The 7612-nt window shown below is 73.2% G+C and carries 7 protein-coding genes; 4 read left to right on the top strand and 3 right to left on the bottom strand.

What is annotated here, in order from left to right; all coding sequences use genetic code 11:
* Positions 1-1094, top strand: a 1094-nt coding sequence (locus PLP61_RS12685) for an ATP-dependent DNA ligase (RefSeq protein ID WP_324503090.1), incomplete at its 5' end; no start/stop codon positions are given.
* 62 nt (positions 1095-1156) lie between these two features.
* Positions 1157-1846, top strand: coding sequence for a TetR/AcrR family transcriptional regulator (locus PLP61_RS12680; RefSeq protein ID WP_324503089.1), 690 nt, complete (start codon positions 1157-1159; stop codon positions 1844-1846).
* A gap of 6 nt (positions 1847-1852) precedes the next feature.
* On the opposite strand, the gene PLP61_RS12675 is transcribed toward PLP61_RS12680, so the two are convergent.
* The 3 genes from PLP61_RS12675 to PLP61_RS12665 all read right to left on the bottom strand — a co-directional run bounded on the left by PLP61_RS12675 (position 1853) and on the right by PLP61_RS12665 (position 5040).
* Positions 1853-3061, bottom strand: a complete 1209-nt coding sequence (locus PLP61_RS12675) for a peptidoglycan DD-metalloendopeptidase family protein (RefSeq protein WP_324503088.1) — start codon at positions 3059-3061, stop codon at positions 1853-1855.
* A 165-nt stretch (positions 3062-3226) separates the two neighbouring features.
* Positions 3227-4093: an acyl-CoA thioesterase gene (locus PLP61_RS12670; RefSeq protein ID WP_324503087.1), complete on the bottom strand. Its 867-nt coding sequence runs from the start codon at positions 4091-4093 to the stop codon at positions 3227-3229.
* A 2-nt stretch (positions 4094-4095) separates the two neighbouring features.
* Positions 4096-5040 carry a proteasome assembly chaperone family protein gene (locus tag PLP61_RS12665; protein WP_324503086.1) on the bottom strand — a complete coding sequence of 315 codons (945 nt, stop codon included), beginning with the start codon at positions 5038-5040 and terminating at the stop codon, positions 4096-4098.
* Positions 5041-5255: 215 nt separating this feature from the next.
* On the opposite strand from PLP61_RS12665, the gene PLP61_RS12660 reads away from it, so the two are divergent.
* Positions 5256-6455: a thiolase family protein gene (locus PLP61_RS12660; protein WP_324503085.1), complete on the top strand. Its 1200-nt coding sequence runs from the start codon at positions 5256-5258 to the stop codon at positions 6453-6455.
* On the top strand, positions 6452-7612 hold a 1161-nt coding region (locus tag PLP61_RS12655), incomplete at its 3' end, for an enoyl-CoA hydratase/isomerase family protein (protein WP_324503084.1). The genes PLP61_RS12660 and PLP61_RS12655, both read left to right, overlap by 4 nt.

Below are 7612 nucleotides of genomic sequence, written 5' to 3'. Positions count from 1 at the left end.
CGGACGTGCCGCTGGCGGCGGTGCGCCGAGCCGCCATGCTGGCCGGCGGCACGGTGCCGATGGTGCGTTCCGCGTTCGAGGGCGGGGTCGAGGCGCTGGCCGGGATCGGGCTCGAGGTGTGCCGCCCGGTGCTGCCGATGCTCGCCTCGAGCGCGCCCGACGTGGCGGCCGCGATGGTCAAGGCGGGTGGTGACCGGGTCGCGGTCGACGTCAAGCTGGACGGCATCCGCATCCAGGTGCACCGCGACGGCGACGAGGTGCGGGTCGCGACGCGCAGCCTCGACGACATCACCGCCCGACTCCCCGAGGTCGTCGCGCTCGCGCGTTCGCTGCCCGCGAGGAGTCTCGTCCTCGACGGGGAGGCGCTCGCGCTCGACGGGTCCGGCCGCCCCCAGGCGTTCCAGGACACCGCGTCGCGGACCGCCCGCGTGCCCGAGCGCGCGGGCACCACGGTCACGCCGTACTTCTTCGACCTGCTGCACCTGGACGGGCAGGACCTGCTCGACGCCCCGGCGGCGACCAGGCTGGCGGCCCTCGACCGGGTGGTGCCGGCCCGGAACCGGGTGCCCCGGCTGGTCTCCGGCGACCCGGAGGAGGCGAACGCGTTCCTCGTGGACGCCCTGGCCGCCGGCCACGAGGGGGTGGTGGTCAAGAACCTGGCGGCGCCCTACGACGCCGGGCGGCGCGGGGCCGCCTGGGTGAAGGTCAAGCCGGTGCACACGCTGGACCTGGTGGTGCTCGCCGTCGAGTGGGGCAGCGGCCGCCGAGAGGGCTGGCTGTCGAACATCCACCTCGGCGCGCGGGACCCCGCGACGGGGACGCTGGTGATGCTCGGCAAGACCTTCAAGGGGATGACCGACGAGATGCTCGCCTGGCAGACCGAGCGTTTCCTCGCACTCGAGACCCATCGCGAAGGCCACGTGGTCCACGTCCGGCCGGAGCAGGTCGTGGAGGTCGCCTTCGACGGCGTGCAACGGTCCAGCCGCTACCCCGGCGGCGTCGCGCTCCGCTTCGCCCGGGTGGTCCGCTACCGCGACGACAAGGGTCCCGAGGAGGCAGACACGGTCCAGTCGGTCCGGGACCTCGTGCGGTGAGCTCCGGGGGCCGCGCCGGTCAGGCCCGCGGAGCCGGCCCCGACGGCGCCTAGACTCACCGGGTGAGCGAGCGGCCGGCACCGGAGGGGAAACGGCCGGCCGCCGAGCGCCGCCGTCGGCAGCGGGAGGCGGAGCTGATCGCGGCCACCCGCCGGCTCTTCGACGAGCGCGGGGTGCGGGAGACCCAGGTCGAGGACATCGTCTCGGCGGTCGGGATCAACCGCGCGGTGCTCTACCGGCACTTCACCGGCAAGGAGGAGCTGTTCGCGCTCACGCTGGTCGGCTACCTCGAGGAGCTGCGGGCCGCGCTGGAGGAGTCCGTCGCGGGCTGTACGGAGCCCCGGCAGCAGGTCGCTGCGCTGGTCACGGCCTTCGTGGAGTACGGCGCCGAGCACCCGGCGTTCGTGGACTGCGCCCAGTCGCTGATGCTGCAGCCGGGCGAGGAGCTGCTCGACGCGGTGGCCCCGCCGGCGCGGCTGCCCCTGGGCAAGGCGATCTCGGGGTGCCTGTCGGTGCTGGTCGCGGCGCTGGAGAGGGGCGTCGCGTACGGGGAGTTCTCGGTCGCCGACCCCGTTCTGGTGGCGAACATCCTCTACGCGACCGGCCTCGGGGCCCTCCAGCTCGCCCGGGTCGGAATCCTGGTGGCCGAGGTGGAGCCGGGCGTCCCGACGATCGGTCGGATCACCCGAGAGCAGGTGCGCGACCACCTGGTGTCCGCGGCGCTCGCCGCGGCCGGCGCCCCCGCCCGCTGAGGGCGCTCAGCGCGCCCGGCCGAACCTGATGGCGGTCACCGTGCGCTTGGCCGCCGAGGGGGACGGTGCCCGCCGCTGGAGGAACGTCGCGGTGGCGGGGTCCCAGACACCCAGGTCCGTCTTGCTGTTCCCGTCCCAGTCGCCCACCACCGGCAGGTCGCCGGGCTCGCCGAACGGCACGGTCGCGGTCCAGGCGAGGCCGTCGGCGTCCACGATGCGCAGGGTGTAGGTCGCGGTGGCCTGGTCGAAGAGCCCCAGGTCGGTGACGCCGTCGCCGTTCCAGTCGCCGGTGAGGGGGATGTCGTCGGCGTCGCCGAAGCTGACGACCGCCACCCGGCCGTCGGCCTGCCGGAGCCGGAACGTGCCCTTCCCGGGCCTGCGCACGCCGATCTCCCAGGTGCCGTCGCCGTCCCAGTCGCCGGCGACCGGCTTGTCACCGCGCAGGCCGAGCACGACCGAGCGGGTCCCGGCCGGGGTCTGCAGCGAGAAGGTGCGGGTGGCGGGGGTGAAGACCCCCACATTGGCGTGCCCGTCGCCGTCCCAGTCGCCGAGCACGGGCTCGTCGGTGGAGGTGCCGAAGGTGATCCGCTTCGGTGGCCGCTTCGCGCGGTGCACCACGAACGTGGAGGCCGCCGCCCGCTGGTAGACCACGACCTCCCACACCGGTCCGGCCACCATGTTCGCGGCCAGCGGGACGTCGACGCAGTTCTGCGAGGTCTGGGTGGAGCCCATCACGAACTTGACGCCGTGGAACCACGCGTCGACGTCGGTGCCGCTCTGGCGCTCCTCGAAGTGCAAGTGGGGCCCGGTGCTGTTGCCCGTGGTGCCCACGTTGCCGATCTGGGTCCCCTGGTCGACCGACTGGCCGGCCGACACGGTCACCTCGGACAGGTGGGCGTAGATGGTGGACTCCCCGTTGCCGTGGTCGAGGAGCACCCACTTGCCGTAGCCGCTGTTGTCGACGGTGTCGGCGACCTCGACGACGCCGGGGGCGGCGGCCACCACCGGGTCGCCCACGTCGTCGGTGCGGTTCCAGTCGATCGCCTTCGAGCTGGGGCTGTGGCTGGGCCGGCTGGTGCCGGTCCAGGCCTGGCCGCAGGGGAACGGCATCTCGAAATCGCTGAGCGGCACGGCGGACGCCGGTAGCGTCAGGCCCAGCGTGACGACCGCGGCGACCGGCAGCGGCAGGGTTCGGGCGAACCATCTCGGAGTCATGCGGTGCGTCACCTTCGTCGACCGGGGTGGCCCCGACACTTCCGTCTCAGAAGTGCACTCACGCCACAGGAGTCTCAACCGTAACGGCGGGTCGGCGTGTCTGTCACGAAACTACAACGATGTAGTGCTATAAGCGTCCACCCTGGACCGGGTGGGTCCCGGAGGTCAGGGGGTGCGTCGCACCCGGATCAGGCCCTCCTGGGCAGCGGTCGCCACCCGGGTGCCGCCGGCGGCGTACACCCCGGCCAGCGAGAGCCCGCGGGCGCCGGTGGCGGTGGGCGACCACTGGTCGTAGAGCCACCACTCGTCGGCCCGGAACGGGCGGTGGAACCACAGCGAGTGGTCCAGCGACGCCGGCTGGACCTCCGGGGAGCTCAACGTCAGCGGCGCGTGCGGCACCATGGCTGCGCCGAGCAGGGTCATGTCGCTGGCGTAGGTGAACGCGGCCAGGTGCAGCCGCGGGTCGTCGGGGATGTCGCCGTTCACCCGCATCCACAGCCGTACGCGGCCGGGGTGCGCCGGGTCGGGCGCCGTGCCGTTGCCCGGACCGGCCACGAAGCGAAGCTCCAGGGCCGACCACTCCCGGGCCAGGGTCTCGGCGTTGCCCACGCCCCGGGCACGCAGCAGCTCCAGGTAGTCCAGCCCCTCGTCGGGAGGTGGCACGGCCGGCATCGCGTCCTGGTGCTCCAGACCCGGCTCGGGCCGTTGCACGTTCGCCGCCAGGTAGTAGATCTCGCGGCCGTGCTGGCGAGCGACCACCCGCCGGCTGCCGAACGAGCGCCCGTCCCGCAGCCGCTGCACGTCGTAGATGATCGGCACCGCGGGGTCGCCGGGCAGCAGGAAGTAGGAGTGCAGGGAGTGCACGACGTACTCCGGCTGCACGGTCAGCTGGGCGGCCATCAGCGCCTGGGCCGCCACCTGCCCCCCGAAGACGCGCTGTAGGTCGGTCTCGGGCTGCCGGCCCCGGAACAGGTCGAGGTCGAGCACCTCCAGGTCCAGCAGCTCGCACAGCTCCTCGGCGGACGAGGGCACGCTCAGTCCTCCCGGCCGGAGTCGGGGCGGCCCGGATCGGGCTGGTCCAGCCCGGCGAGGAACTGCTCGAACTGCCGCCCGATCTCCTCGCCGGTGGGCAGCGGCTCCTCGTCGGCGAGCAGGTTGGCGCCGGACTGCTCGGCCTGCTGGAACGCGTCGTACTGCTGCTCCAGGCCGGCCACCACCGCGGCCACCTCGGCGTTGGCCTCCAGGTAGCGGGAGATCTCGAGCTCGCGCTCCTCGGCCTGCGCCCGCAACGCGGTGAGGTCGATGGTGAGTCGACCGCCCCGCTCGACCTGCTCGAGCAGTGCGAGGGCCGCCTTGGGGTAGTCGAGCTGAGCGAGGTAGTGCGGGACGTGCGCCACGTAGCCGAGCGAGTCGTGCCCCCACTCCCCCAGCCGCAGCTCGAGCAGGGCCTGGGCGCTGGCGGGCACCCGCAGCTCGCCCCGCCAGGGGCTCTGGGTGGTCAGCAGCTCGGGGCGGTTGGCGTGCGGAGTGATCGCGATCGGCCGCGTGTGCGGCACGGCCATCGGGACCGCACCCACCTGGACCACCCGGGTGACGCCGATCTGCTCGACGACCTCGCGGACGGCCTCGCAGAAGGCCTCCCAGCGGTTGTCGGGCTCCGGACCGCGCAGCAGCAGGTACGGCGTGCCCGCGCTGTCGCGGTGCACCCGCACGACGAGCCGCGGCGCGTCGTACCTCTCGTAGTGGTCCTGGACGAAGGAGACCGCCGGCCGCCGGGCGCGGTAGTCGTGGAACTGGTCCACGTCGAAGGTGGCGACCACCTTGCCCTCCCTCAGCGACTCCAGGTGGGTGGCCGCGCTCACGCCGGCCGAGCCCGCGTCCAGGAATCCGTGCAGGGCGACGACCATGCTCAGCTCGGAGGTCCCGACGAGGTCCGGCCGCTCGTCGACGATGTGGACCAGCCTCGATCCGCTGCTCACGCGGGCTCCTCTCGCTCGTCGGCTCGCCAGAACTGACGGGTCAGCGCCGGGTGCCCGTCACCCTATTCCCCCGGCCGGGGAGCCGGGCCGTGCGGCACCGGGGTGACAGGGGCCACACCCCTGCCCGGTGCGCTCGTTGTTACCCGAGGGTAACCTTGGCACGAACCCCGCCCGCAGGGGCGATCGCCCCCTGTCCTCGTTTCGAAGGAGACTTCGTGTCCCGACAGCTGCGAGAGGTCGTCTTCGTCGACGGCGTACGCACCCCCTTCGGCAAGGCGAAGGGCCAGTACGCCGAGACCCGCGCCGACGACCTCGTCATCAAGTGCATCCGTGAGCTGCTGCGCCGCAACCCGACCCTTCCGCCCGACCGGGTGGACGAGGTGGCGGTGGCCGCGACCACCCAGATCGGCGACCAGGGCCTGACCATCGGCCGCACCGCCGCCCTGCTCGCCGGGCTTCCCGACAGCGTGCCGGGCTTCTCGGTGGACCGGATGTGCGCCGGTGCGATGACCGCGGTGACGACCACGGCCGCCGGCATCGCGTTCGGCTCCTACGACGTGGCCATCGCCGGCGGCGTCGAGCACATGGGCCGGCACCCGATGGGCGAGGGGGTCGACCCCAACCCGCGCATCCTCTCCGAGCGGCTCGTCGACCCCGACGCGCTGGTCATGGGGAAGACGGCCGAGAACCTCCACGACCGCTACCCCACGATCACCAAGGAGCGGGCCGACGCGTTCGCCGTGCGCTCCCAGGAGAAGGCTGCGGCGGCCTACGCCGCGGGCAAGATCCAGCCGGACCTGGTCCCGGTCGCCACCCGGTCGGCGGAGCTGGGCTGGGGGCTGGCGACCACCGACGAGCCCATGCGTCCGGGCACCACCATGGAGTCGCTGGCGACCCTGAAGACCCCGTTCCGCGCTCACGGCAACGTGACCGCCGGCAACGCGGCGGGCATCAACGACGGCGCCACCGCCTGCGTGCTCGCCGACGAGGACACGGCGCGCGACCTGGGGCTCCCGGTCAGGATGCGGCTGGTGTCCTACGCCTTCGCCGGCGTGGCGCCCGAGGTGATGGGTGCCGGGCCGATCCCGTCCACGGAGAAGGCCCTGGCCAAGGCCGGGCTGACCATCGACGACATCGGCGCCTTCGAGATCAACGAGGCCTTCGCCGTGCAGGTGCTGTCGCTCCTCGAGCACTACGGCATCGCCGACGACGACCCGCGGGTCAACCCGTACGGCGGCGCCATCGCCATGGGCCACCCGCTGGCCTCCTCCGGCGTCCGGCTGATGAACCAGCTGGCCCGCCGCTTCGAGGAGCGGCCCGACGTCCGCTACGGCCTCACCAGCATGTGCATCGGCCTCGGCATGGGGGGCACGGTCATCTGGGAGAACCCGAGCTGGAACGGAGCAGCCGCATGAGCATCGAGACCCTTCTCGCGCGTGCCGAGGCCATCGCCTCCGACGCCGAGCGCGTCACCCAGGCCAAGCTGCGCACGGTCACGCTCCCCGGCGGCGCCGGGGTGCTGGGCCTGATCACGCTGGACAACGGCGAGGACCACACCAAGCCGAACACCTTCGGGCCCCGCGGCCTGCTCTCGCTCAACGCCGCGATCGACGCGGCGCTGGCGGACCCCGAGGTCACCGCGCTGGGCATCACCGGGAAGCCGTTCATCCTGGCGGCCGGGGCCGACCTCACCTCGATCGCGGGCGGCGGCCCGGACGCCGTCCGGGTGGTGGCCGAGCTCGGTCACGCGGTGTTCCGCAAGCTGGGCGAGGGCGGCAAGCCGTCGTTCGGCTTCATCAACGGGCTCGCCCTGGGCGGCGGCCTCGAGGTGGCCCTGCACTGCGACTACCGCACGGTGATGGACTCCGCCCCTGCGCTGGGTCTGCCCGAGGTGATGCTCGGGCTGGTCCCCGGCTGGGGCGGCACCTGGCTCACCCCCAACCTGGTCGGCGCGGAGAAGGCGGTCCAGGTGATCATCGAGAACCCGCTGAACCAGGGCCGGACGCTCACCGGTGCGCAGGCCTTCGGGCTCGGCCTGGCCGATGCGTGCTTCTCCGGCGCGGACTACCTCGAGCAGTCGCTGCTCTGGGCCGCCGACGTGCTCTCCGGGCGAGTCAGCGTGACCCGGCCCGAGGTGGACCGGGGCGAGGCCTGGGACGCCGCAGTGGCCCACGGACGTGCGGTCGCCGACGCGAAGACCGGAGGTGCCTCCCCGGCGGCGTACCGCGCGCTCGAGCTGATCGCGGGGGCACGGACCTCGACCCGGGACGAAGGCTTCGCCGCCGAGGACGAGGCGCTCGAGGCGATGTCGAGGACCCCCGAGCTGCTGGCCAGCCTCTACTCCTTCGACCTGGTGCAGAAGCGGGCCAAGCGGCCGGCCGGCGCCCCAGACCGGTCGCTGGCACGCTCGGTGACCAAGGTCGGCATCGTCGGGGCCGGCCTGATGGCCAGCCAGCTGGCGCTGCTGTTCGTGCGCCGGCTCCAGGTGCCGGTCGTGCTCACCGACCTCGACCAGGTGCGCGTCGACATGGGCGTGGACTACGTCCACGGCGAGATCGACAAGCTGCTGGCG

Origin of the sequence: Nocardioides sp. (assembly GCF_035429765.1) — a bacterium.
Lineage (GTDB): Bacteria > Actinomycetota > Actinomycetes > Propionibacteriales > Nocardioidaceae > Nocardioides.
The sequence above is the reverse complement of the archived record's forward strand: the minus strand, read 5'-3'. Positions and strand labels throughout refer to the sequence as shown.

Bases quoted from the DNA above. Each gene is read 5' to 3' on its own strand.
- PLP61_RS12675 (WP_324503088.1), bottom strand. From the start codon at position 3,061: ATGACTCCGAGATGGTTCGCCCGAACCCTGCCGCTGCCGGTCGCCGCG.